20 protein-coding genes are annotated in these 22,212 nt (G+C 61.9%); 5 read left to right on the top strand and 15 right to left on the bottom strand.

Annotated elements, in window-relative coordinates; translation table 11 throughout:
• Positions 1 to 85: 85 nt before the first annotated feature.
• The 3 genes from alc to puuE form a co-directional block, all read right to left on the bottom strand.
• Positions 86 to 1,081 carry an allantoicase gene (gene alc, locus V3H56_RS19810; RefSeq protein ID WP_338473783.1) on the bottom strand — a complete coding sequence of 332 codons (996 nt, stop codon included), beginning with the start codon at positions 1,079 to 1,081 and terminating at the stop codon, positions 86 to 88.
• Positions 1,082 to 1,145: 64 nt separating this feature from the next.
• The gene (uraD, locus tag V3H56_RS19805) at positions 1,146 to 1,661 is read right to left on the bottom strand and encodes a 2-oxo-4-hydroxy-4-carboxy-5-ureidoimidazoline decarboxylase (RefSeq protein ID WP_042732409.1); all 516 of its coding nucleotides are present in this window, start codon (positions 1,659 to 1,661) and stop codon (positions 1,146 to 1,148) included.
• Positions 1,658 to 2,599 carry an allantoinase PuuE gene (gene puuE / locus V3H56_RS19800; protein ID WP_042732410.1) on the bottom strand — a complete coding sequence of 314 codons (942 nt, stop codon included), beginning with the start codon at positions 2,597 to 2,599 and terminating at the stop codon, positions 1,658 to 1,660. The genes uraD and puuE overlap by 4 nt, the downstream gene beginning before the upstream one ends.
• A 412-nt stretch (positions 2,600 to 3,011) precedes the next feature.
• Between puuE and uraH the strand changes: the two genes are divergently transcribed.
• Complete coding sequence (gene uraH, locus V3H56_RS19795) at positions 3,012 to 3,365, top strand: hydroxyisourate hydrolase (RefSeq protein WP_042732411.1); 354 nt, start codon at positions 3,012 to 3,014, stop codon at positions 3,363 to 3,365.
• Positions 3,366 to 3,459: 94 nt separating this feature from the next.
• Here the strand turns inward: uraH and V3H56_RS19790 are convergent, their stop codons facing one another.
• From V3H56_RS19790 to V3H56_RS19770, 5 genes are all read right to left on the bottom strand, one after another.
• Entirely contained in the window at positions 3,460 to 5,058 is a 1,599-nt protein-coding gene (locus V3H56_RS19790) for a hypothetical protein (RefSeq protein ID WP_338473782.1), read from the bottom strand.
• 150 nt (positions 5,059 to 5,208) lie between these two features.
• A complete protein-coding gene (locus V3H56_RS19785) occupies positions 5,209 to 8,928 on the bottom strand; it encodes a calcium-binding protein (protein WP_053007381.1) in 3,720 nt (1,239 codons plus the stop codon).
• Positions 8,929 to 9,066: 138 nt separating this feature from the next.
• Complete coding sequence (locus V3H56_RS19780; RefSeq protein ID WP_047736480.1) at positions 9,067 to 9,696, bottom strand: LysE family translocator; 630 nt, start codon at positions 9,694 to 9,696, stop codon at positions 9,067 to 9,069.
• A gap of 61 nt (positions 9,697 to 9,757) precedes the next feature.
• Complete coding sequence (locus tag V3H56_RS19775) at positions 9,758 to 11,107, bottom strand: NCS2 family permease (RefSeq protein ID WP_047736479.1); 1,350 nt, start codon at positions 11,105 to 11,107, stop codon at positions 9,758 to 9,760.
• Positions 11,108 to 11,369: 262 nt separating this feature from the next.
• Positions 11,370 to 11,810: a MarR family transcriptional regulator gene (locus V3H56_RS19770; RefSeq protein WP_047736478.1), complete on the bottom strand. Its 441-nt coding sequence runs from the start codon at positions 11,808 to 11,810 to the stop codon at positions 11,370 to 11,372.
• A gap of 81 nt (positions 11,811 to 11,891) precedes the next feature.
• Between V3H56_RS19770 and V3H56_RS19765 the strand changes: the two genes are divergently transcribed.
• Positions 11,892 to 13,058, top strand: a complete 1,167-nt coding sequence (locus V3H56_RS19765) for a PLP-dependent aminotransferase family protein (protein ID WP_047736477.1) — start codon at positions 11,892 to 11,894, stop codon at positions 13,056 to 13,058.
• Between the two features lie 149 nt (positions 13,059 to 13,207).
• Here V3H56_RS19765 and V3H56_RS19760 read toward each other — a convergent pair whose 3' ends face one another.
• Complete coding sequence (locus V3H56_RS19760; RefSeq protein ID WP_042732312.1) at positions 13,208 to 13,579, bottom strand: glutathione S-transferase N-terminal domain-containing protein; 372 nt, start codon at positions 13,577 to 13,579, stop codon at positions 13,208 to 13,210.
• Positions 13,580 to 13,679: 100 nt separating this feature from the next.
• Positions 13,680 to 14,225, bottom strand: coding sequence for a GTP cyclohydrolase I FolE (folE, locus tag V3H56_RS19755; RefSeq protein ID WP_047736476.1), 546 nt, complete (start codon positions 14,223 to 14,225; stop codon positions 13,680 to 13,682).
• A 393-nt stretch (positions 14,226 to 14,618) separates the two neighbouring features.
• On the opposite strand from folE, the gene V3H56_RS19750 reads away from it, so the two are divergent.
• Positions 14,619 to 15,161 (top strand): hypothetical protein, encoded by a 543-nt coding sequence (locus tag V3H56_RS19750; RefSeq protein ID WP_047736475.1) that lies wholly within the window; start codon positions 14,619 to 14,621, stop codon positions 15,159 to 15,161.
• A gap of 1,035 nt (positions 15,162 to 16,196) precedes the next feature.
• On the opposite strand, the gene V3H56_RS19745 is transcribed toward V3H56_RS19750, so the two are convergent.
• The 3 genes from V3H56_RS19745 to V3H56_RS19735 form a co-directional block, all read right to left on the bottom strand.
• The gene (locus V3H56_RS19745) at positions 16,197 to 16,754 is read right to left on the bottom strand and encodes a Smr/MutS family protein (RefSeq protein ID WP_042732313.1); all 558 of its coding nucleotides are present in this window, start codon (positions 16,752 to 16,754) and stop codon (positions 16,197 to 16,199) included.
• Between the two features lie 73 nt (positions 16,755 to 16,827).
• Entirely contained in the window at positions 16,828 to 17,148 is a 321-nt protein-coding gene (locus V3H56_RS19740; protein ID WP_042732310.1) for a hypothetical protein, read from the bottom strand.
• Between the two features lie 132 nt (positions 17,149 to 17,280).
• Positions 17,281 to 17,871, bottom strand: coding sequence for a cysteine hydrolase family protein (locus V3H56_RS19735; RefSeq protein WP_042732309.1), 591 nt, complete (start codon positions 17,869 to 17,871; stop codon positions 17,281 to 17,283).
• A 253-nt stretch (positions 17,872 to 18,124) separates the two neighbouring features.
• Between V3H56_RS19735 and prmB the strand changes: the two genes are divergently transcribed.
• Positions 18,125 to 19,033 carry a 50S ribosomal protein L3 N(5)-glutamine methyltransferase gene (gene prmB / locus V3H56_RS19730; RefSeq protein ID WP_047736474.1) on the top strand — a complete coding sequence of 303 codons (909 nt, stop codon included), beginning with the start codon at positions 18,125 to 18,127 and terminating at the stop codon, positions 19,031 to 19,033.
• A 63-nt stretch (positions 19,034 to 19,096) separates the two neighbouring features.
• Here the strand turns inward: prmB and V3H56_RS19725 are convergent, their stop codons facing one another.
• Together V3H56_RS19725 and V3H56_RS19720 are read right to left on the bottom strand one after the other, a co-directional pair.
• Entirely contained in the window at positions 19,097 to 19,891 is a 795-nt protein-coding gene (locus tag V3H56_RS19725; RefSeq protein WP_338473781.1) for a hypothetical protein, read from the bottom strand.
• Between the two features lie 98 nt (positions 19,892 to 19,989).
• On the bottom strand, positions 19,990 to 20,955 hold the full coding sequence (locus V3H56_RS19720) for an alpha/beta fold hydrolase (RefSeq protein WP_047736472.1): 966 nt from the start codon (positions 20,953 to 20,955) through the stop codon (positions 19,990 to 19,992).
• Positions 20,956 to 21,097: 142 nt separating this feature from the next.
• On the opposite strand from V3H56_RS19720, the gene aroC reads away from it, so the two are divergent.
• A complete protein-coding gene (aroC, locus tag V3H56_RS19715) occupies positions 21,098 to 22,189 on the top strand; it encodes a chorismate synthase (RefSeq protein WP_338473780.1) in 1,092 nt (363 codons plus the stop codon).
• Positions 22,190 to 22,212 lie beyond the last annotated feature (23 nt).

Here is a 22,212-nt window from a genome sequence, read left to right as displayed (position 1 = left end):
CTGGACTGCGCAGCAATCCCTTTTCAAAGCTTGGGGTTGCCCTGCAACCCAGCGGGAGCAAGCTCCCTCGCCACGGGTGCGGAGTTTACTTCGCGACCTTGCCAAGCACGCGCAGGCGGCTCACCCCACCATCCGGGAACACATTCAGGCGGATGTGGGTGATCGGCCCCAGGGCCTTGATCTGCTCGGCGAAGGTGTGTTCGGCGTGCATTTCCAGTTTCTGGCTCGGCAGCAGTTCGCGCCAGAACAGCGACTGGGTTTCGATCTGGCTGTCGGTGCCGCCCTTGACGAACGCGCCCTGGATCGAGCAGCTGTCCGGGTAGTTGCCCTTGAAGTGCAGGGTGTCGACGATCACTTTCTCGACGATGCCGGCATGGCCCAGGGCGACGATCACCCAGTCATTGCCTGGGGTGCGACGCCGGGCGGTTTCCCAGCCGTCGCCCATGTTGACGCCACGGCCTGGGTTGAGGATGTTGCTCATGCGGCCGAAGTGTTCGTCGGAGCAGGCCAGGGCGCGACCGCCATTGAGGGCGGCGGCCAGGTCGATCTGTTCGTTGTCGCCCACCGCCGACCAGTCGCGATGCGGAATGCCGTAGACCCGCAGCCGGGCCACGCCGCCATCGGGGTAGATGTTGAAGCGCAGGTGGCTGAACGCCTGGTCGTTACTGATCTCGTGGTAGTGGTGGCTGTTGCCTTGCAGTTCGACGGCCGACAGCACTTCAGTCCACTGGGTGTTGTCGTCCGGCTCGCCTTCGGCCAGGAAACAGGCTTCCAGGGATGCCGACGGCGGGTAGTTGCCGGTGAAGAATGAAGTGTCGATGTCCACGCCCTTGATGGTGCCGGCCACGCCCAGGCGGATCACGGCGCTGTCGTAGCCTTCGAAGCGCTTGCGACGCGATTCCCAGCCGTCCATCCATTTGCCATTGTCATCGAACACGCCCTCTTTCCAGACGGCCGGGGTCGGTTGGAACAGGCGATTGGCGTCGGCGAACCAGTCGTCGGTGACCGAGATGATCTTGGTGCCGAGACGGGCGTCGGCCAGGTTGACGAACTTCTCGAAAGGTACGGCGTAAGCTTTCATTCTTCTTGTCTGCCTTTGAATAAGTTGGCTGGGGATGCTTGCAAGCCCTGGAGGTGGCTGCTCGCTAAAGGGTCAGTAATCGGAACAACGCGATTTTGTTGATCTCCGCCAGCGCGCACTTGAACTCGGTGTCTACCGGGTTGTGGATGCGCGTTTCGAATGCCGCGAGGATCTGGTGCCGGTTGCTGCCTTTTACCGCCATGATGAAGGGAAACCTGAACTTGGCCTTGTAGGCGTCGTTCAGCTCGGTGAAGCGCTGGAACTCTTCGCTGGTGCATTGGTGGATACCGGCGCCGGCCTGTTCATGCGTGCTGGCTTCGGTCAGTTGGCCCTGGACGGCCGCTTTGCCGGCCAGGTCCGGGTGAGCGTTGATCAGGGCCAGTTGGCTGGCGTGATCGGCGCTCAAAAGGATGTCGCTCATGCGCTGGTGCAGGGTTTCGATCTGGTCGATCGACGGATCCTGGCCCAGGTCGAACGCCTTCTCGGCCACCCATGGCGAATGTTCATAGATGTCGGCGAAGGCCTCGATGAAGGCTTCGCGGCTCAGGGTGGACGGCTTGAGGGTCTGGAACGCGGTCATTTCGACGCTCCTGGCTTCGATGCGCCGGGGCAGGGATGGACCTGTTGCCAGTGACGGGCGATGTCGACGCGGCGGCTGAACCAGACCTGCTCGTGGCGCTTGGCGTATTCGAGGAAACGCTTGAGCGAGGCAAGGCGGGCGGGGCGGCCGATCAGGCGGCAGTGCAGGCCGATGGAGAGCATCTTCGGCGCTTCGGCGCCTTCGGCATACAGCACGTCGAAGGCGTCCTTGAGGTACTGGAAGAAGTCGTCGCCGTTGTTGAACCCCTGCACCTGGGTGAAGCGCATGTCATTGGTGTCGAGGGTGTACGGGATCACCAGGTGCGGCTTGCCGTTGGGGGTGTTGGGTTCCCAGTAGGGCAGGTCATCGTCGTAGGTGTCGCTGTCATAGAGGAAACCGCCTTCTTCCATCACCAGCCGACGGGTGTTGGGACCGGTGCGCCCGGTGTACCAGCCCAATGGACGTTCGCCGGTGATTTCGGTGAGGATGCGGATCGCTTCGAGCATGTGCTCGCGTTCCTGGGCTTCGTTCATGTACTGGTAGTCGATCCAGCGGTAGCCATGGCTGCAGATCTCGTGACCGGCGGCGACCATGGCGCGGATCACGTCCGGATGGCGCTGGGCGGCCATGGCCACGGCGAAGATGGTCAGCGGGATGTCGAATGACTTGAACAGCTTGAGGATCCGCCAGACACCGGCACGGCTGCCATACTCGTACAGCGACTCCATGCTCATGTTGCGCTCGCCCTGCAGCGGTTGCGCCGCGACCATCTCCGACAGGAACGCTTCGGATTCCTTGTCGCCATGCAGGATGTTGCGCTCGCCACCTTCCTCGTAGTTGAGGACGAAGGACAGGGCGATACGGGCATTGCCCGGCCACTGGGGATGGGGAGGGTTACTGCCGTAACCGATCAGGTCGCGTGGGTAGTCAGCGCTCACTGCAGTCTTCCTTCTTGTTCGAACCATGTAGGTGGCGCCCCGGTGATGGATCTTGGGCTGGCGTCACGACGATGGAGTGATTGTATACAACTTTATGTGCAGTTTGTAAGCCTGAATTTTCGCAATTTTCGCACTTGCCCGGTATAGGCCTACACTGCAAGAAATCTGCCCGTTTGGTCAATTAACCGATAGAAGCTTAGCGTATCTGCTGGTTTGGCGGCAGATTGGCGCGGACCCAGGGACGATGGAGTCGGCGGAAAAGTTTCTGTTTTTTATTGTGTACAATTTTCTTTTAAAGTGTCTTAATTCGCTCATCGCCGCGCCCGTTCGTGCTCCGAAACGGTGCGGCCTGTCTTTCAACCGATCAGGAGGCGTCGGGCCGGACTGCCCTGCAGCGAGGCGCGCACAATCAATGGGACGTTTGACTACTCACGTTTTGGATGCTGCACATGGCTGCCCGGGCAGTTCGATCAAGATTGAACTGTACCGCGTGGAAGGCTCGCACCTGCAGCAGGTCGCCAGCGCGCTGACCAACAGCGATGGCCGTTGCGACGCGCCGCTGCTGCAAGGGGATGACTACCGTTCGGGGGTCTATCAGTTGCAGTTCCACGCCGGTGACTACTACCGCGCCCGGGGGGTGCAACTGCCCGATCCGGCTTTCCTCGACGTGGTGGTGTTGCGCTTCGGCATTTCAGCCGAGCAGGAGCACTACCACGTGCCCCTGCTGATTTCGCCGTATGCCTATTCAACTTATCGAGGCAGCTGACCCCAAGCAGCAGCCTGGTCCTGGAAGCCATTGCGCATGTAGCTTCCCTGGTTTTTCGCCCGCCCACACTGCGGGCTTTTTTTTGCTTGCAGGTTTACAGCCGGGCGTTGTCATCGCGGATGATGAAGACGGTGTCGGCGACGCCTGGCAGGATCTGCGAACCACCCTTGAGCCAGACGATCCTGTTGGCCTCGTGGGCGTCCTTGACGGCTTGCGCGGCGGCGTCGCCGACCTGGGTTTCCAGGTTCATGCCGGTTGTGTTGGGGTTGTTGTGCGTGGGCAAGGACAGCTTCGGGATCCGGGTGCGGTGCAGGCTCATGAAAAACAGATAGTCGTGCCCCGTGCGTCGAAAGACCAATGCCGGAAAACTGTTGAAGTTGTTGGGCTCCATGACCGTGTAACCATTGCGGGTCAACAGGCCGGCCATGAAGCGCTTGAAGTCTATGGTCGAGTAGGTCGAGAGAAAGTATTCCCACTGCTGCCTGAACCGCATGGGGTCGAAGTCCAGCCGGTTTAATGCACCTGTCGAGGACGGGGCGGGCAGGTCGATGGCGCGGGAGGTGTTGGTGATTCCTGCCGTGGTGGGAAGCGTCGACAGCATCAGCAACGGATCGCTCCATTGCGGGTGAGGGGAAGGAGTGGCGTGTTTCCAGCTGTGGAAAATCTGCCGCAGAGCGGTCAGTCCTGCGGCGTCGGCATACGGGGAGCTGTTGGCCAGTTCGAACTGCCTCCTGGCGATGTTTTCCAGGGTAACGGTGGTGACCTCCGGAAAAATGTCCCTGACGTGAGCCGTCAATGTTTTTTCGAACGGCAGCCGGGCGTCGATTTCCCAGTGATCGTGCGGCGGAACACGTATCACGGCCCTGGGCTGTTCTTCGGGCGTGTGCCTGAGAATGGCCTCCAGCACATCGAAATCATAGGCCGGATGCAGGGGCGGCTGGATGTACAGGATCGGGAATTCCCGCGCGTCCATGCGGCTCATCACCTTGTAGTGGACACCGCTCACGGTGATGAACTGGGGCAGTGCGAGCGTTGGCTTGAACGCCCACTCCGGCCTGAACACTGGCGGGGGTTCTACGCTGGCTTCGTTTTGCGGTGTCGGTGCCGGAGTCGTGCGCTGGCGCTTGGGCGCCGTCGCTTCGTATGAATCATCGTCCGACAGGCTGTGCAAGGTCATGGTCAGCGAGGCGTCGCTGCTGTCCGACTCGACCGCAACGGCAACCCGCCGCCACAGCAGGCTGCCTGCCACTTGTTCCAGGCGTGGCCCGGAGGCGACCAGCTCGGCGCTGGAGCGGGCCCTGTGGTGGCCTTCGGCATCGTGGCCCAGCAGCACCGTCCCGCCTTCTTCCAGTTCGACGTACGTGCGTGTCCTGAATGTGCGGATGCCCGAGGTGGCGTCGGGCGCTGATAACAGGGGCACCAGTTCCGGCGAAAGGTAGTAGGGGTCCAGCGACAGGGCGCCGGGCAGCGTGTCGACGGGCGCCGGTGAACTGATGTCGGAGAGATGGACAGGGCTGTGCAGAGGCTCTGGCGCCTGGGTGTCGCTTCCCGATGACGAACTGGAGGTCGTCTCAACGCCATCTCCCCTGACGGGGTTCCTGGGCAATGTTTGTGCCTGCGTGTCGCGCTGGCTGTGGGGCGCTTCGGGCGGTTGGCCTGGCACCGTAGGCCGGATAGGGCGTTTTGGACTCATGGAATGTGTCTGCTCTTGAGTTGAACAAAATGGTCGAGCCTGCGGCCTGTCGCGCTGACAGGCTGGGGCCTTGAAGATGTTCAGTGAAAAAGAGCAGGCGGGTGCACTACATAGATATGGCGCTCGAACGAACCTTCGGCAAAATCCGCATCAAGACGGCGATTGCTCGGATAGCACCGCATCGAGCGTGCGAACCCAGGTGGAATAGGGGAGTTCTGCGCCGAACGTCGGGCTCAGGCTGACGGCGTAGGCCAGCATCAGCGACCTGCTCAGCGTGAAGCCCTCCACCAGTTTCACGCACTGTTCCCGCAACAGGCGCAGGGCGTTGTCGCCCAGGGGTGGGTGCTGGCTGAGGCCTTCGCGGACGAGGTCCTGATAGACCTGGAGATGGTGGTCGCACAGCTCGGTCTTTTTCAGCTGATGCGCCGTGATGACCCGCGAGGGGTCCGTATCAAGGCGCCATTGACGAGCCTGAAGGTGATAACTCAAGGTGCCGGGTGAACCGTCCTTGAGGGCCATGTGGGACACCTTCAAGGACTCGGACGACAGCTTGGCCAGTTCGCTAGGCAATGGCGCGTCGGCATCGATCATGGGCGCCAGGTAGCGGCCATCCAGCGATTCGACGTAGACCCGCTCGAACAGGCTGTCGACGCCATAGACGACGCCCTGCGCGGTAATCACCCGTATCCGGTCGACCAGGTCTTGCGCTTCATGGGCAGGTAGATGGATGACCGTTGCGCCGATGTGCAACCGGTTGGACGCGAGGGTGATCTCGACCTGGCCGAGGGCCGTGGCATCGAGCTCCCAGGTGGAGGCATGGGGCAAGCGGGGGTTGGCATTGGCCAGCGCGCCCGGCGTGGACAGGCGCAGCGTCACGTTCGGGCTCAGGTGAACCAGGTACGTCGCGCCCTGGCCGATCAGGACTTCGACACCGCTTTGGTGCGCAGAGGCCGTGAGCTTGGCGCAGGTCGCCCGGTGGCCCATGTAATGGGGCGTTTTATCCAGGGGTTGGAGGTAGGCGTAACGCTTTCGGGTGGGCGTGAGCGCCTGGGGCGCTTCGGTTTTCCAGCTCACGGGGGCTTTGTGGATGAAGCGCTTGTCCAGCAACAGGCCGTAGTCGGGAGTGGGTTGGGCCAGGCGGTATGACGCGCCGTCATTCATGACCAGGATGAACACGTGCTGCGACACCAGGGCGGAAAAGGCCCGGCGCCCGGTTGGCTTGTCGCGCGCGGTGTAGCGCTCGTCGGAACTGGCCAGATTGTTCAGCACGACCCGGTTTTTGCCAAAGTGCAGCGTCAGGCCACATTCGCCGTACCTGACGCTGTCCCCTTCGTCGTCCTGGGTGACATGGGCGTTGTAGTGGGCCTCGATCCGGGTCAACGCCGCGTGGCTGTAGTCCAGGTGAAGCGTGGTGGAGCAGTCACTTTTGTGCCTGACGTTAAGGGTGGTGAGCTCCACTCGCCGGGACACGTAATGGCTGGTGTCTCTGTCGTGGGCGATCGACAGCTCGCTGTGATCATTCAGGATGCTCGGGTTTCGCGGTGTGCCTTGCTGCACCATGATGGCTTCGACGGCGAGCCGGTTGCCATCCTCGAGGGTGTCGGGCAGGTCGGGCACCCAATGGAAGCCGTCCTGGGTGACGAAGGTCAGCCGGCTGTTTTGCAGTGCCCTTGGGTAGGCCGTGTCGCTGTAGACATTGTTGACGGTCACAGTGCGAACGTCCCAGTCGTTTGCATCGAAGCAGGCCGTCATCACCAGGTTGCCCGCTTCGATGGCCCAGCTTTCGATCAGGTCCGCGCGCCAGTCCAGGGCGATGATGCTGTGGTCCACACCGTCTTCGCTGATCCAGACATGGCCGGGGCGATGGGCGATGGCATAGACGTCGGCCCCCGGGCCGCCATCTGCGTTGCGGTTGCTGGCGCCGAGGATGAAAATCCGGTCATCCCCGGCGCCGGCCTCGATTGAATCGTGGCCGCGGGACTTGAGGGTGTTCGAGCCGGCCGTTCCCTTGATGACGCTGGTGCCGCCCTCACGGATCTCGACGTGTTCGATGCCTTCCAGGACGGTCGCGCGGTAGGCGCCGCTCGCCGCTCCGGCGATGACGCTGACTTGCCCGGCCTCCAGGTCGACGTGATAACCCAGTCGCGGCGCCGGGGAGTTGCTGTTTCGGCCGGCCAGGATCAGCGTGTCGCTGCCCGCGCCGCCCACCAGGCGATTGGGCGAAGGCGCCGGTTCCTGCGCGAGGATCTGCGGCGAGCCCTCGAAAATGAACACGTCATCTTTCGTCCCGCCGGTCAGCGTTTTCAGACCGCTGGCGTAATGGAACACGTTGGGTTTGTTTTCTGCGCCCAGGAGGGTGTCGTTGCCACCGCCGATGTACCAATGAATGCCTTTGTGATCCTCCGCTGCTTCAATGACGGCACCGGGCGTCTCGGCGGTGACGCCGTCGCGTGCATCGATCGTGTCATCGCTGTCCTGGATCCGCGGGCGCACGGTCGTCGCCGGCTGGCGCTTGCCGGTCCACCAGTTCCAGGTGTTGTAGGTCACCGGTTCGAGTTCCACGGTGAACGTGCCGTTCACGATTGCCTCGGTACTGTCCTTCAACGGCCCCCTGAGCAGCTTCAAGGCGTTGGCCTGGAGTCGTTGGGTGTGCTCGGCGGTGGCCTTGGCGACCAGGTAGCGATCACGGATTTCGTCATCCGGGCTGATCATCCAGAAGGCGAACCAGCCCGTACGCAAGCGTTCATGGACGGTGAGCTGCAGGTAGTCGTCGATTTCATCGACTTGACGGATGGCGCCCCAGATTTGTGAGCCAACCACCAGAATCAGCCCTGCGGCCAGGCCCGCGGGTCCGGCCGAGGTGAACCCGGCCAGCGCGGCGACACCCAGGGTCACGGCCATGGCGGCGCTGGTGACGCTCAACGCGGCGCTGACGTAGTGATCGGTGGCCTCGCTGCCGGTGGCGGAGGCGGCGGTCTTGAAGGCGTCGACGGCGGCGATGATGTCGAAAGGCAGGGTCAGTACGCTGGCAATCAGGCCACTTCCACGGGCCAGGCGGATGGCGAACATGGTCTTGCCGAAGTCCTCCAGAGAGCGTTGGCCGGCCTTGATCATCTGGGTGGCTTGTCGGGTCACCAGTGCCTCGACGCCGATGGACGCCACCTCGGCGCTCACGCTGGCACCGTTGAACAGCGTCTGGTAGGCGTCCTGGTCGCGGATGGCGTCTTGCAGGCCTCGCAGGCCGCTATAGATACCGAAAGCCTGGAGGCCCAGGCCGGTAGGAATGAGCACATGGCTCTTGGTCTGGCTCAACCAGCTCAGCGACTGTTGCGCCAGGCCACGGCTGTCGAGGTTCTGGGCCAGTTTCAAGAGCCGCTCCAGCGTACTCCGGTTGCTGCCCGGCTCAACCTGGATTTGCCTGGGTTGCCCCAGCAATGGGCGCGCGGCCCGGGACCGCAGGCTGGCCATTTCGAAGAGCAGGGTGGGCAGGCGATAGTCGTTGGCATCGGCGGTGAGTGTCAGGCGGGTTTCGAGGGCATCCGGGTCGAGCTGCAGTGAATCCAGGAAAAAGCGGCTGGGGATGCGAAAGAACGTGTTGTCACCGTTCAGCGGCTGCCCATCGGTCGTCGCACCCAGTGCGTCCAGGGCTGAACGGGTGACGGTTACGGAGCCGATGTGGAGCGGGCCGTAAAGTTGATCGACGACCTTGAGCTGGGCGTGCCTGTGGGCGTCTTCGGGGCTGGGCGGCGTCGTATCGGCTGCCCGAAAATCGAGTGTCTGGGGGCTGTGTTCATTCGTGTGCAGACCCAGGTCCGTGACAACGACACCGTGGTCGTCAGGGGCGGAGTGGGGCGGGGTAACCTCGGCCATGGTGAACTTCCTTGTTCAACGGTACGTGAATGGCCTTCTATGTAAGGTGTTTTCCCTGGGGTGTATATCGATGGGTTGTTGCCATGTTTTGCCAAGGTCTGGGCTCGAAGGGCGCAGGCCATCCGTGGTGAACGACGCTCAGTGGGCGGACATCAGCGATGCCGCGCCCGCGCCACCGAACAGGCCGGCACTGATGCGGTTGAACCAGCTCTGGCCCTTGCCCGTGCGCAGGTACCGCGCCGCACCGTGGGCGCCGAGCCCGTAGGCCAGCTTGCACAGCAGGTCGAGGACGGTCCAGGTGGCGATCATGATCAACAGTTGGGGCAGGAACGGCTGTTCGGCGCTCAGAAACTGCGGCAGGAAGGCGGCGAAGAACAGGATGTCCTTCGGGTTGCTGGCGCCCAACACGAAGGCCCGGCCGAACAGTGCGCGAAAGCGCGGCACGGCGGCGGCCTGGGGCACCTCGGCGCCCTGGGAGGGCTGGCGCGATTGCTGCCAGCTCTGCCAGGCCAGGTAGAACAGGTACAGCGCGCCGGCGATTTTCAGGCCGCTGAAGAGTTTTTCCGAGGCCAGCAGCAATGCGCCGAGCCCCAGCGCCGAAGCGCTCAGCAGGCAGATCGAGGCAATCACCCCGCCAAGGAATGCCGGGTACGAGCGTCGCAGGCCGTAGTTCAGGCTGTTGCCGATCATCAACAGCGACAGGGGCCCGGGGATGAGGATCACCACCAGCGCGGCGCCACTGAACAACAGCCAGGTTTCCAGATTCATTGCTTTGCTCCTGATGTACAAAAGCCTCACCCAAGGGTGAGGCGGTGGATAAGGGGGCCGCTTACAAGAAGATGAACTTGGCGATGAAGATCGCGCAGAGCACCCACAGGCTGACGGAAATGTCCTTGTGCTTGCCGGTGCCGGCCTTGAGCACCACATAGGTGATGAAGCCCAGTGCGATGCCGTCGGCCACCGAGAATGTCAGAGGCATCATGATGGCCGTGACAATGGCCGGGATGCTGTCGGTCGGTTCGTCCCATTCGATGTGCGCCATGCCGCCCATCATCAGCATGGCGACGTAGATCAGCGCGCCGGCGGTGGCGTAGGCCGGGATCATCCCCGCCAGTGGCGCGAAGAACATCGCGGCAATAAATAGCACACCGACGGTCACGGCGGTAAGCCCCGTGCGACCACCCGCGGCCACACCGGCGGCGCTTTCTACGTAGCTGGTCACGGGCGGCACGCCGACCATGGCGCCGAAGACACTGGAGGCGCTGTCGGCCTTCAGGGCGCGGGACAGGTTTTCGATCTTGCCGTCGGCCTTCACCAGCCCGGCGCGCTGGGCAACGCCCATCAAGGTGCCGGCGGTGTCGAACATGTGCACGAACAGGAAGGCCAGCACCACGCTGATCATGCTGATGTTGAACACGCCGGCCACGTCCATGGCCATCCAGGTCGGCGCCAGGCTCGGCGGCGTCGACATCACGCCGTTGTAGTGCACCAGCCCCAGGCCCCAGCCGGCCAGAGTCACGGCAATGATGCTGATCAGGATCGCGCCGAACACCCGATGGTAACTGAGCACCGCGATCATCAGGAAGCACACGGCGGCCAGCAGCGGGCCGGGTTCACGCAGCGAGCCGAGCTTGATCAGGGTCGCCGGGCTGTCGACGACGATCCCGGCGGTTTTCAGGCCGATCAACCCAAGGAACAAGCCGACCCCGGCGCCCATGGCGAACCGCAGGCTTACCGGAATGCTGTTGAGCAGCCACTCGCGCACCCGCGACAGGGTCAGGAACATGAACAACACACCGGAAATGAACACCGCGCCCAACGCGGTTTCCCAGTTGTAGCCCATGGTGCCGACCACGGTGTAGGTGAAGAATGCGTTCAGACCCATGCCTGGCGCCAGGCCCACCGGCCAGTTGGCGTACAGCCCCATCAACAGGCACCCCAGCGCGGCGGCGATGCAGGTGGCGACAAACGCGGCGCCGTGATCGATGCCGGCGTCGGCCATGATGTTGGGGTTGACGAAAATGATGTAGGCCATGGTGATGAAGGTCGTCAGGCCGGCAATCAATTCGGTCTTCACCGTGGTGCCGTGCACGCTGAGTTTGAAGATGCGCTCCAGCCAGCCACTGCGTGATGGCGGCGAGAGGTCCAGCGTCTGGGCTTCGGGTTTGCGGCTTTCCACAGCGAGTACTCCTCAACAGTTTTATTGTTATTTCCAGCACCGCAGACCCTGAGGAGGGCTGCGAGGCTTTGAGGCAGGTAAGGCTGGCGACGTTTTGTTGACCTATTGGTCAGGAACTCGCACGAAGCGAATTATGCTTTTGTATACAAATAAAGCAAATAATGTTTTTTGTGTTGTGGACTAAAAAACGGGGGGAGAAGGATATATCGGCGTTCGCGAGCAGGCTCGCGAAAGCGTCAGCCCGGAAAACTGCGGGCCGGAATCAGTCCGCAGGCCCCTTGCCGAGCGCCTGGTTAACCGCGAGCCAGCCATTGACCGCGGTCTCCCCGGCCTCGGCGAACACCCGCTCCAGCAATTTCACCTGCTCACGTCGCAGCGCCTGCTCGAACCGCTCGCCCTCGGACGTCAATTCCAGCAGCCGCTTACGCTTGTCGGTCTCGGAGGCGAGGCTGTTGACCAGATGCATTTCCATCAACTGGCGCAACGGCATGTTCAACGCCTGCTTGCTGACGCCGAGTAGCGCCAGCAGTTCTTTCACGCTCAACGACGGGTAGCGGGCAATGAAGAAAACGATGCGCTGATGGACCCTGCTCAATCCGCGGCGCTCAAGCATTTCATCGGCCTTGGCGGTGAACGCCTGGTAACCGAAGAAGAACGCTTCCATGGCCATTTGCTGTGAAGTCGGGTTTTTAAGGTCAAGCATATTGACGTATCCAGAAAGAGCGAGGTAATTTCGGTCAACCAGTTTGACTCATTTTCCCAGCGACCGGCTACAGGTGACTCCATGGCTTTTTCCGAACGTGTCTCGCGCCTCAAAAGCTCCTTGATCCGAGAAATCCTCGCCGCGGCGCAGCGCCCTGAAGTGATGTCGTTCGCCGGTGGCCTGCCGGCCGAAGCCATGTTGCCGAAGGTGGAGTGGGCTGCCATGCCGCTGTCCATGGGCCAATACGGCATGAGCGAAGGTGAGCCGGCGCTGCGCGAAGCCCTGGCAGCGCAGGCGCGTTCGCTGGGCCTGGCCTGTGAAGCGAGCCAGGTGCTGGTGGTCAGCGGCTCCCAGCAAACCCTCGACCTCACGGCCAAGTTGCACATCGACGTGGGCACCGAAGTGCTGCTGGAAGCGCCGACGTACCTGGCGGCGCTGCAGATTTTCCAGTTGTTCGGTGCCGCTTGCATCACCGTGCCCCTGGAGACCGATGGCCCCGACCTGCACGCGCTGCGCGCCCGACTGGAGCGGCATCGGCCCGCGTTCATCTACCTGATCCCGACGTTCCAGAATCCGTCGGCGGTACGCTACAGCGAGGCCAAGCGCGATGCCGTGGCGGCGCTGCTGGACGAGTTCGGGGTCACCCTGGTGGAAGACGAGCCGTACCGTGAACTGACCTTCGACGGTGCCAGTGCTACGCCGATTGCCAGTCGCCTGAAGAACGCCAGTTGGATCTACACCGGCACCGTGTCGAAAACCCTGCTGCCGGGGCTACGGGTGGGGTACCTGATCGCCAGTCCGGATCTGTTCCCGCACCTGCTGCGGCTCAAGCAGTCGGCTGACCTGCACACCAATCGCATCGGCCAGTGGCAGGCGCTGCAATGGATCGGCACCGAGCAGTACCGTCATCATTTGAGTGAGTTGAGGGATTTTTACCGGGACCGGCGTGATCGGTTCCAGGCGGCGCTGCAAACGCACTTTTGCGACATCGCCGATTGGAACGTACCCCAGGGCGGGCTGTTTTTCTGGCTGACCCTCAAGCAACCGCTGGACACCCGCACGTTGCTCGCCACCGCGCTGGCGGCCGACGTCGCGTTCATGCCCGGGGAGCCGTTCTTCCCCGAGCCGGACCAGCATCCGGGGCACCTGCGCCTGAACTTCAGCCACATTGACCCGGCGCGACTGGATGAAGGGTTGCGTAGATTGGCGGGGGTGGTGCGGGCGGCGCTGGCTGCGCAGGCGGCTTGATAACGCGCAGTTTTGCGGGGGCTGTGCGGGCCTCTTCGCGGGCAAGCCCGCTCCCACAGGAATGGATGTGAATAAAATCCTGCATTCACACTGAACCGTTGTGGGAGCGGGCTTGCCCGCGAAGAGGCCCAGCATTCACTGCAAAATCATCAGACTGCCGAAAACCGCTTATCCAGATACTCGATGATCACCTTGGATTCATACATCCAGGTGGTCTGGCCATCTTCTTCAATACGCAGGCACGGCACTTTGATCTTGCCGCCTTGCTCCAGCAGCGTCTGGCGATCCTGTGCGTTGTTCTTCGCATCGCGCAACGCCACCGGCACGTTCAGGCGGCGCAGGGTGCGGCGGGTCTTCACGCAGAACGGGCAGGCGTGGAACTGGAACAGCGTCAAGCCGCGGGCAGCCTGGTCGACCTGCGCCTGGGCTTGCGCCGGGCGTTGTTTCTTGCCGGGACGGGTGATGAAGTCGATGAAGATGATCAGTTGGCCCAGGCCAACTCGAAGCGCTTTGACGATCACGGTATAAGTCTCGTGGCACGGGAAGAGGGCGCGCAGCTTACCTGATTTTCACGGGCGAAAAAAAACCGGCCATCGATGCCGGTTTTCTTCGCGAAACGGTTTACTTGATGAGGCTGAGGAATTCCATGCGCGTCGCGGCATTTTCGCGGAACTCGCCAAGCATCACCGAGGTGATCATCGAGGAATTCTGCTTTTCCACGCCGCGCATCATCATGCACATGTGCTTGGCCTCGATCACCACCGCCACGCCCAGGGCGCCGGTCACCTGCTGGATCGCATCGGCGATCTGGCGGCTGAGGTTTTCCTGGATCTGCAGGCGACGTGCGTACATGTCGACGATGCGCGCGACCTTCGACAGCCCCAGCACCTTGCCGCTCGGGATGTAGGCGACATGGGCCTTGCCGATGAAAGGCAACAGGTGGTGTTCGCACAGCGAGTACAACTCGATGTCCTTGACCAGCACCATTTCGCTGTTGTCAGAGCTGAACAAGGCACCGTTGGTGACTTCTTCCAGGGTCTGTTCGTAGCCGCGGCAGAGGTACTGCATGGCCTTCGCAGCGCGCTTGGGCGTATCGAGCAGGCCCTCGCGGGAGACGTCCTCGCCCAGTTGGCCGAGAATCGCGGTGTAATTCTGTTCCAGTGTCACAGAGCGTTATTCCGTATGGGTTCTAGAGGGGTACGGATTCTGTCTGTACCAATTTTTACCAATCAGGCTGTGCTCCAGCTGCCCGACTCGCTCTCCAATCTTCACTGGAATTCGGTTTATCGGGTGTAAGTCGTCAACAGCGGTTGCTGTAACTGGGCTGATTCGCAATGAACTCAAGGTTCATACCTGCCATGGAGCACATGGTAGCGTATGTATGCTGGCAGTTGTATCGCCGTCTTGCCCAGCTCTGCAACGCGATGAACGGTGCCTCGAAATGTTTTGTCAAGCACGCGCTCGCCTGGTTGGCTTTACTACCGGCTACACGATGCCATAGCATCAGCGCTTGGCTTCTCTGTATAGTATTTGAGCAATTTCGCAGGTTTGGTGACGTTTATGACCGCCGTAACGGTTCAAAGCAAAGGCTCTTGGTCGGGGCCGACCATGGCCATGGCTATGGCTGCAGCATGCTTGGTTATGACAGACCAAATGGCGTTTGCTGAGATGAGCGTGCCAGCCAGAGCGCCAGTAAGCCCAGCCAAGCAGCCGGCCGCAGCAAAACGGGTGCAGGATCTTGTGCAAAAAGCTGTCGCCGAGCTAGGCAAACTCGAAGCCGACATGGCCAAGTACACGACTATTTTGTGCCAGGATAACGTTCCGGAACGCTATCTGGAGGATCAGCCTTTTGGCTTGATTGCGGATAACTTGCGATTCGCTGAGAAGAAGCTCCGTGATTTCGGCACTCCGGTCGGTCGAGAGAAAGACTTCAGCAGGCTGATTCGGGCGGTAGCGAAAGCTCGCTCGGTTGCGGCCATGAATGACTCTCTGATCCGGCAACGCACCACCACTCCAGATGTCCTTGAAAGCGATATCGACCTGGAGGGGCTGAAAGCCCTCACCGCTCGCACTACTAAACGCCTGATCGATCAAGCCGGATAGTGGCTATCCAAGTCGAAGTTCATCCTGAATTGCGGGCTGATATCGAATCGGCGCTCGCAGGCCATCCTTTTTTACTAGATCAGATAGTTAGAGACTTCACGGCCTGTATGGCTAGCAAAGGCCAGACGCTCCCGAGTTATATGGGATGTGATCAGCCGTATCACGAGCCCGCGGCGGCTCGATCCGGTCAGTTGCGACATATTCACATCGCTCTTCCACCCCAGACATTCAGGGCTACTGATCGGCAGGCCTATAGAAAATGCGACATAAAGCGGCCACAGCTGGACGCGGCTCTTGTCTACGTACAAGGCGAGCTATACGAAGATCGATACATGATCCTTGCGTTCTTCGCGCCGTATGCCCATGACAAGGCGAAAGTTGATGCCGTGATGACTAGGCTTGGGATACTGGCGAAAAAGTTTCGAGACGAGAACTGACTGATATTAGGGGTCTGGAAAAGTACTACCCCATCGCGACGACGGGTAGGCAAGTCTCGAAAAACAGATCCAACGTTCTGAGCTCTTAAATTATTTCCAGCCGCCTTCGGGCGGTTTTTTCTCTTCTGGATAATCAGCGGTTTAAGGGCAACTCTCTGGACGGAGTCAGTGCCAAGGACGGCTGGATCTTCAGCGCGGTAGCTCATTTAGAAGACCAAACCTGATTCTTTAAACTTGATTAAAAGGTTTGGCTACCAATCAAGGACGAAACTGCGCACTGAGCAGGGACTATTAAATAGTCGGGAAACCGACACGCAAGCTCGGTGAGGATCGAAGGATCGCCGGGCCATAAAGCAAATCCCGGATGCTCAAAACGTGTCGGGTTTGTTTTGTTTCAACCCCGTCAGGATCAAGAGGAGTGCAGGGTTGGACATCAGCAAAGTTATACGCTCGATTTTATTGCTAGCTATCAAAATGCCTGCCTGGCGGTTCGTTTTGCTTTGCTTACTCGGGCTAGTAGTCGCAACTGGATATTTAGCTGGAAACGTCCCGTGGGAAAAGATTTTCTAGCGATTTAGACGTCTGGATATTTTCCGGGCTACTCGTCGCGACCTTCCATCATGGTGCGCTTGAGCATCACGTAGACCGCCCCGGCACCGCCATGTTTCGCCTGGCAGGAGGTGAAACCCAGCACTTGAGGGTGCTGGCGCAGCCAGGTGTTGACGTGGCTCTTGATCATCGGCCGCTTGCCGTCCAGGCGCACGGCCTTGCCGTGGGTGACGCGCACGCAGCGGATTTCGAACCGGGTGGCTTCGGCCAGGAAGGCCCAGAGGGTTTCCCGGGCCTTTTCGACGCTCATGCCGTGCAGGTCGAGGCTGCCCTCGAAAGGGATCTGGCCGACCTTCAGCTTGCGCATCTGGCTTTCCTGGACGCCGTCGCGCGCCCACATCAGTTCGTCTTCGGGGCCGACGTCGATCACGAACTGGTCGGACAGGCCGTCCACGGTCGTGGCATCGTTGCGCACGGTGGCGGCTTGGCGCAGCTTGGCGATCTGGGCGCGATCGGCCTTGGGCTTGCCGGTCTCGGCACGGTCGTGTTTGATCGGTTTTACGCCCTGGATCGCACTTTTGAACAGGGAAAAGTCGTCGTCTTGCATGTCAGCCTCCGCGAAGCCGGCCAGTTTACCCAACTCTGGCGGGATCAGGCGCGACAAAACGTCGGATGGCGGCTCAGTCGTGTTTTTTCATCAGGTGCGGAGCCATGGCCAGCTCCAGGGATTGACGGGCGCGACGGCGGCAGCGGCGCCAGAGCCAGACGCCCAGCCACAGGACGAGCAGGCCGACCGCCAGGATGATGGCCGAACCGAGCGGGGTGGCGTTCAAGTCGCCCAGCGCGGGCGGACGGCCCAGCAGGCTGGCGGCACCGGCCATGGCCAGCAGGACACCAAGTGTTGCCAGCAGCGCAGCGATCGCCGCGCCAATACGAAATCGCCAGTTGCTCGGGCCTTTGGGCCGCAAGCGACGTGCGTCAAAACCATCGGATAACTTCATTCCGATCTTCCTCAATGGGTATCGGCCCTTCGACCGGAAGATGTTCGGGTTGTTCCTGACACCAGGGCAATTGAGGCAAATGAGAGGCTTTTACGGATGAGCGGCGAAAGTGGCCGCTCATCGAAGGATCGATCAGATGAAGTCCCGGGTCAGGGCCAGGGTGGCGAAGTTGTCCGCCATGATCGCCATTTCGGTCTGGTGCACATGCTCGGCGCTGAGCACGCCGCCCTTGTGCGGCAGGTCGCGGGTGGCGCAAGCATCTTCCACCAGGGTGCAGCGAAAGCCCAGGTTCTTGGCCGCGCGCACGGTGGTACTGACGCTGGAGTGGCTCATGAAGCCGCAGACGATCAGGTCCAGGGGGCCGAACTCCTCCAGGCGTTTCTTCAGTTCGGTGCCGTGGAAGGCGCTGGGCAGCAGCTTGCCGATGATGGTTTCGTCGTCCTGGGGCTCGAGGCCCGGAATGAACTCGCCGCGTTCGCCTTGTGGATCGAACAGCCCGCCATGGGTGCCCAGGTGGCGCACATGCACGATCGGCCGACCGGCTGCCCGGGCCGCGCCGAGTAGCTGCTTGATGTTCGCGACTGCTTCATCCATGCCGCTCAGGGCCAAGGGGCCGGCGAGGTATTCCTTCTGGGCATCGATGATGATCAGGGTCGCTTGACTCAGGTTGGCTGCTGCGTAGCCGCGGCCGCTGAGTTGAAACATCGTTTTTGGAACGGACATTCTGGGGCTCCTTCGGGTGGGGCTTTTGCGACATTGTCCTCTGGCTGAGCGGTTCTGTGAATCGCTTCGATTGCAAGCGGCGCCGTTGCTGGCCTACAGCCTTGTCAAGATGCTCGTCTTGTTCAATAGGTTGCGCAAAAAACGGATAGATCCTACGAATGCCTCGGAGTTTTTCTTTCGTCTTTGAGGCGTGTTTGGGTGGGGCGTGTTTGACTGGTAGACTCGCCCGTCGATTTTTCTGGAGTTTGCCGCCGTGATCACTTCCCGCCTTCGCACCCTGCGCGACCATATCCGTTGGGCCGTCAGCCGTTTCCATGGGGAGGATCTGTTTTTCGGCCATGGCACCGACAACGCCTGGGATGAAGCCCGCCAACTAGTGTTGGGCGCACTCCACCTGCCGTGGGAAATTGCCGATAGCTACCTGGATTGCCGCCTCGAAGACGAGGAACTGGTCCATCTGCAGCGCCTGTTGCGCCGGCGTATCGACGAGCGCATCCCGGCGGCCTATCTGTTGGGCGAGGCCTGGTTCTGCGGGATGTCGTTCATTGTCGACGAGCGCGTACTCGTCCCGCGTTCGCCGATTGGCGAGCTGATCGAAAAACGTTTCGAGCCCTGGTTGGGCCAGGCGCCTGCGCGAATCCTCGACCTGTGCACCGGTTCCGGCTGCATCGGGATTGCCTGCGCCTACGAGTTCCCGGAAGCCGAAGTGGTGCTGGCCGACCTGTCGTTCGAAGCGCTGGAGGTGGCGAACCAGAACATCGAGCGCCATGGCGTCGACGAGCGGGTGTTCACGGTCCAGGGTGATGGCTTCGACGGCCTGCCGGGGCAACGTTTTGACCTGATCGTGTCGAACCCGCCCTACGTCGACGCGCAGGATTTCGCCGACATGCCCCAGGAATACCAGCACGAGCCGGCGCTGGGCCTGGCCTGTGGCGAGGATGGCTTGAACCTGGTCCGGCGGATGCTGGCCGAGGCGGCTGATCATCTGACCGAGAAGGGCTTGCTGATCGTCGAGGTGGGCAACAGCCAGGTCCACGTCGAGGCGCTGTACCCTGAGGTCGATTTCGCCTGGCTGGACTTCGAGCGGGGCGGCCATGGCGTGTTCATGCTCAGCGCCGAGCAGTGCCGCCAGCACCAGGGGCTGTTCGCTTCACGGGTTTGATCTTCTGGATTGCCGATCGCTTTTTGTGGCGAGGGAGCTTGCCAGCCCCCTCCCAGCCGGTCATCAATGCCGCGTCGCAATCCAAATCAATAATCCCGCCTGGAACATGGCAAATGCCACCAGGCAGGTGATGGTGAAGCGCAGGCCGGTGTCTTCGCGCTTGAACTTGTTGACCTTCTCTTCCTGCTGCTTGAGCCGGACTTCCTGTTCCGCCAGGTTCTGCTCGGCCTGTTGCAACATCTGCGCGGCTTCGAGGATCTCCACGAGCTGCAGCTTCTCGGTATTCCAGTCTCCCACCAGGTCGCCGACGTGGGTCGCCTTGACGCTGCCCTTGAGGTGCTGGGCGTCGGCGTAGACCACTTCGAAACCCTGGGCCTTGAGAAAACGGTCACGGCGCAGGCGAGTGTCTTCGTTCAGCGCGTCCTTGTTGTTCAGGTCGCTGCCTTCGACCCGGTAGCCCGACCAGCGTTTCTTCGCCCAGGTGATGCCATGGGCGGCGAGGAAGCGGCCGATGCCACGGTTCATCGGCTCGATCTGCAGGTTGTCCGGGGAAAAGGTCAGGCGCTTTTCGACGTGATCGGCCCAGACATCCAGGTGATTCTGTTCCTTGCGCACGCGCTGGCCGGGCAACTTGATGCTCAAGCGCAACAGGCTGCGCTCCTTGCTGTGGCGTTCGGCATAGCTGAATTCGACGAAGCGCAGCGGGCGCGCACCGGTGGCGCGGTCGGTCTTGAGCGGGGCCAGCCGGAGCATTTTGTGATGCTCGGCTTGCACGTCCGCCCAAGGCAACTGCTCCGCAGGCGTGGCGGTCGCTTCAGTAGGGGCTTCGGTATCGGGTGAAGTGGGTGTTTCAGTCATAACGGCAAATCCTGTCCTGGCCGGCGGGTCGGCAGCGATTGCGCTGCCCGACACCGGTTTATCGGCCGTTTTCGCCGGGACTGGAGGGCTAAAAGCGTTTAACGGGTAGCGATCGAGCGAATGAACGCCGGGATGCGCGTGCCCAGTTCAGCGGCCAGGGGACGGTTGGGGTCCTTGTAGGAAGCCAGTTGTTGTTTCACGTCCTTGGGCACGATGCGCAGGACATGATTCATGCCCTCGACCAGCGCCAGTTCGGCGTCGGGCTTGGCGGCTTTCAACTGCCGGGCATCGTCGACACTGACCTGGATGTCATGGCTGCCCTGGATGATCAGGGCGGGCACCTTCAGCGCCGCGAACGCCTGGGCCGGGTCCTGGCGGAACAGCGAGATCAGGTACGGCTGCACGCTGGGGCGGAAAATCACTTGCAACGCAGGCGGCACGTTCGCGTCGGGCCGGCCGGCCTTGAGGCTGTCGAGCAATTCGTTACTGCGCAACATCAAAGGTGCCGGCAGGCGGCTGGCCAGTTGTTGGCGCAGGAGCTGGTCGATGGGGCGGGCGCTGCCGGACAACGAAATCACGCCCGCGGCGTTGGCCTGGGGTGCGGCGAGGCTGGCGATCAAGGCGCCTTCGCTGTGACCCAGCAGAATCACCGGGCCCATTCGCGGATCGGCGGCCAGCTTGCGGCTCCAGGCCACGGCATCGGCCACGTAGGCTTCGACGCTCAGGTTACGCTCGTCCGGCGTCGCGGCCAGGCTGGCGGCCACCCCCCGCTTGTCGTAGCGCACGCTGGCAATGTCGTGCCTGGCCAGGAGCCAGGCCAGGCGCTTGAGGCTGTCGTTGCGCCCGCCCTCCGGGTTGTTGCCGTCGCGATCGGTCGGGCCGGACCCGGAAATGATCAGGACCACCGGCACCGGCGTGTCGGACTTGGGCAGCAGCAGCGAGCCGAACAGTTCGCCGTTGCCCGTATCGAGGCTGATCGGACGTTGCAGCACCGTGGCCTGGGCCAGGCCGGAAAACAGGCCGATGAACAGGGTAACGCTCAAGACAAGCAGGTTTAACATCATCACGCCATTAGTTGCGAAGGTGCCGGTTGGACTGGCGCCGACCGAGAAGGTTCGAGGATGAACTACGCGGGGAGCCTGCGTATACTGGCGTCCACTACGAATCCAAGGTTGAGTTTCTCAGCGATTTCACGGAGCACCCTGCATGTCCGGCAATACCTACGGCAAGCTGTTCACCGTCACCACCGCGGGCGAAAGCCATGGCCCGGCGTTGGTCGCCATTGTCGACGGCTGCCCGCCGGGCCTGGAGATTGCCCTGGAGGACCTGCAGCGTGACCTCGACCGCCGCAAGCCCGGCACCAGCCGCCACACCACCCAGCGCCAGGAAGCCGATGAGGTCGAAATCTTGTCTGGCGTCTTCGAAGGGCGCACCACCGGCTGCGCCATCGGCCTGCTGATCCGCAACACCGACCAGAAGTCCAAGGACTACTCGGCCATCAAGGACCTGTTTCGCCCGGCCCATGCCGACTACACCTACCATCACAAGTACGGTGAGCGCGACTACCGTGGCGGCGGCCGCAGTTCGGCCCGGGAAACCGCCATGCGCGTGGCGGCCGGGGCCATCGCCAAGAAATACCTGGCCAGCCAGGGCATCGTCATCCGCGGCTACATGAGCCAGTTGGGCCCGATCGAAATCCCGTTCAAGACCTGGGACTCGGTGGAGCAGAACGCGTTCTTCTGCCCCGACCCGGACAAGGTGCCGGAACTGGAGGCCTACATGGACCAACTGCGTCGTGCCCAGGATTCGGTGGGCGCGAAGATCACCGTGGTGGCCGAAGGGGTCATGCCCGGCCTCGGCGAGCCGATCTTCGACCGCCTCGACGCCGAGTTGGCCCACGCGCTGATGAGCATCAACGCGGTGAAAGGCGTAGAGATCGGCGCCGGTTTCGCCTGCGTCGCCCAACGGGGCACGGAGCACCGCGATGAGCTGACCCCGCAGGGCTTCCTCAGCAACAACGCCGGCGGGATCCTCGGCGGCATTTCCTCGGGCCAGCCGATCGTCGCGCACCTGGCGTTGAAGCCCACGTCCAGCATCACCACGCCGGGCCGCTCCATCGACACCCAGGGCAACCCCGTGGACGTCATCACCAAGGGCCGTCATGACCCCTGTGTCGGCATCCGTGCCACGCCGATCGCCGAGGCCATGATGGCGATCGTGCTGATGGATCACCTGCTGCGCCATCGTGGCCAGAACGCCGATGTACGGGTGAGCACCCCGGTGCTGGGTCAGCTTTGATGGCTGACCTGCCGGCCGCCGTG

Origin of the sequence: Pseudomonas sp. MS646 (genome assembly GCF_036693845.1) — a bacterium.
Classification (GTDB): Bacteria; Pseudomonadota; Gammaproteobacteria; order Pseudomonadales; family Pseudomonadaceae; genus Aquipseudomonas; species Aquipseudomonas chlororaphis_E.
The sequence above is the reverse complement of the archived record's forward strand: the minus strand, read 5'-3'. Positions and strand labels throughout refer to the sequence as shown.

What these genes read in the sequence shown, in the direction of transcription:
- alc (WP_338473783.1), bottom strand. Translation starts at nt 1,081, where the DNA reads ATGAAAGCTTACGCCGTACCTTTCGAGAAGTTCGTCAACCTGGCCGAC.
- uraD (WP_042732409.1), bottom strand. Translation starts at nt 1,661, where the DNA reads ATGACCGCGTTCCAGACCCTCAAGCCGTCCACCCTGAGCCGCGAAGCC.
- uraH (WP_042732411.1), top strand. Translation starts at nt 3,012, where the DNA reads ATGGGACGTTTGACTACTCACGTTTTGGATGCTGCACATGGCTGCCCG.
- V3H56_RS19790 (WP_338473782.1), bottom strand. Translation starts at nt 5,058, where the DNA reads ATGAGTCCAAAACGCCCTATCCGGCCTACGGTGCCAGGCCAACCGCCC.
- V3H56_RS19785 (WP_053007381.1), bottom strand. Translation starts at nt 8,928, where the DNA reads ATGGCCGAGGTTACCCCGCCCCACTCCGCCCCTGACGACCACGGTGTC.
- V3H56_RS19780 (WP_047736480.1), bottom strand. Translation starts at nt 9,696, where the DNA reads ATGAATCTGGAAACCTGGCTGTTGTTCAGTGGCGCCGCGCTGGTGGTG.
- V3H56_RS19770 (WP_047736478.1), bottom strand. Translation starts at nt 11,810, where the DNA reads ATGCTTGACCTTAAAAACCCGACTTCACAGCAAATGGCCATGGAAGCG.
- V3H56_RS19765 (WP_047736477.1), top strand. Translation starts at nt 11,892, where the DNA reads ATGGCTTTTTCCGAACGTGTCTCGCGCCTCAAAAGCTCCTTGATCCGA.
- V3H56_RS19750 (WP_047736475.1), top strand. Translation starts at nt 14,619, where the DNA reads ATGACCGCCGTAACGGTTCAAAGCAAAGGCTCTTGGTCGGGGCCGACC.
- V3H56_RS19745 (WP_042732313.1), bottom strand. Translation starts at nt 16,754, where the DNA reads ATGCAAGACGACGACTTTTCCCTGTTCAAAAGTGCGATCCAGGGCGTA.
- V3H56_RS19740 (WP_042732310.1), bottom strand. Translation starts at nt 17,148, where the DNA reads ATGAAGTTATCCGATGGTTTTGACGCACGTCGCTTGCGGCCCAAAGGC.
- V3H56_RS19735 (WP_042732309.1), bottom strand. Translation starts at nt 17,871, where the DNA reads ATGTCCGTTCCAAAAACGATGTTTCAACTCAGCGGCCGCGGCTACGCA.
- V3H56_RS19725 (WP_338473781.1), bottom strand. Translation starts at nt 19,891, where the DNA reads ATGACTGAAACACCCACTTCACCCGATACCGAAGCCCCTACTGAAGCG.
- V3H56_RS19720 (WP_047736472.1), bottom strand. Translation starts at nt 20,955, where the DNA reads ATGATGTTAAACCTGCTTGTCTTGAGCGTTACCCTGTTCATCGGCCTG.
- aroC (WP_338473780.1), top strand. Translation starts at nt 21,098, where the DNA reads ATGTCCGGCAATACCTACGGCAAGCTGTTCACCGTCACCACCGCGGGC.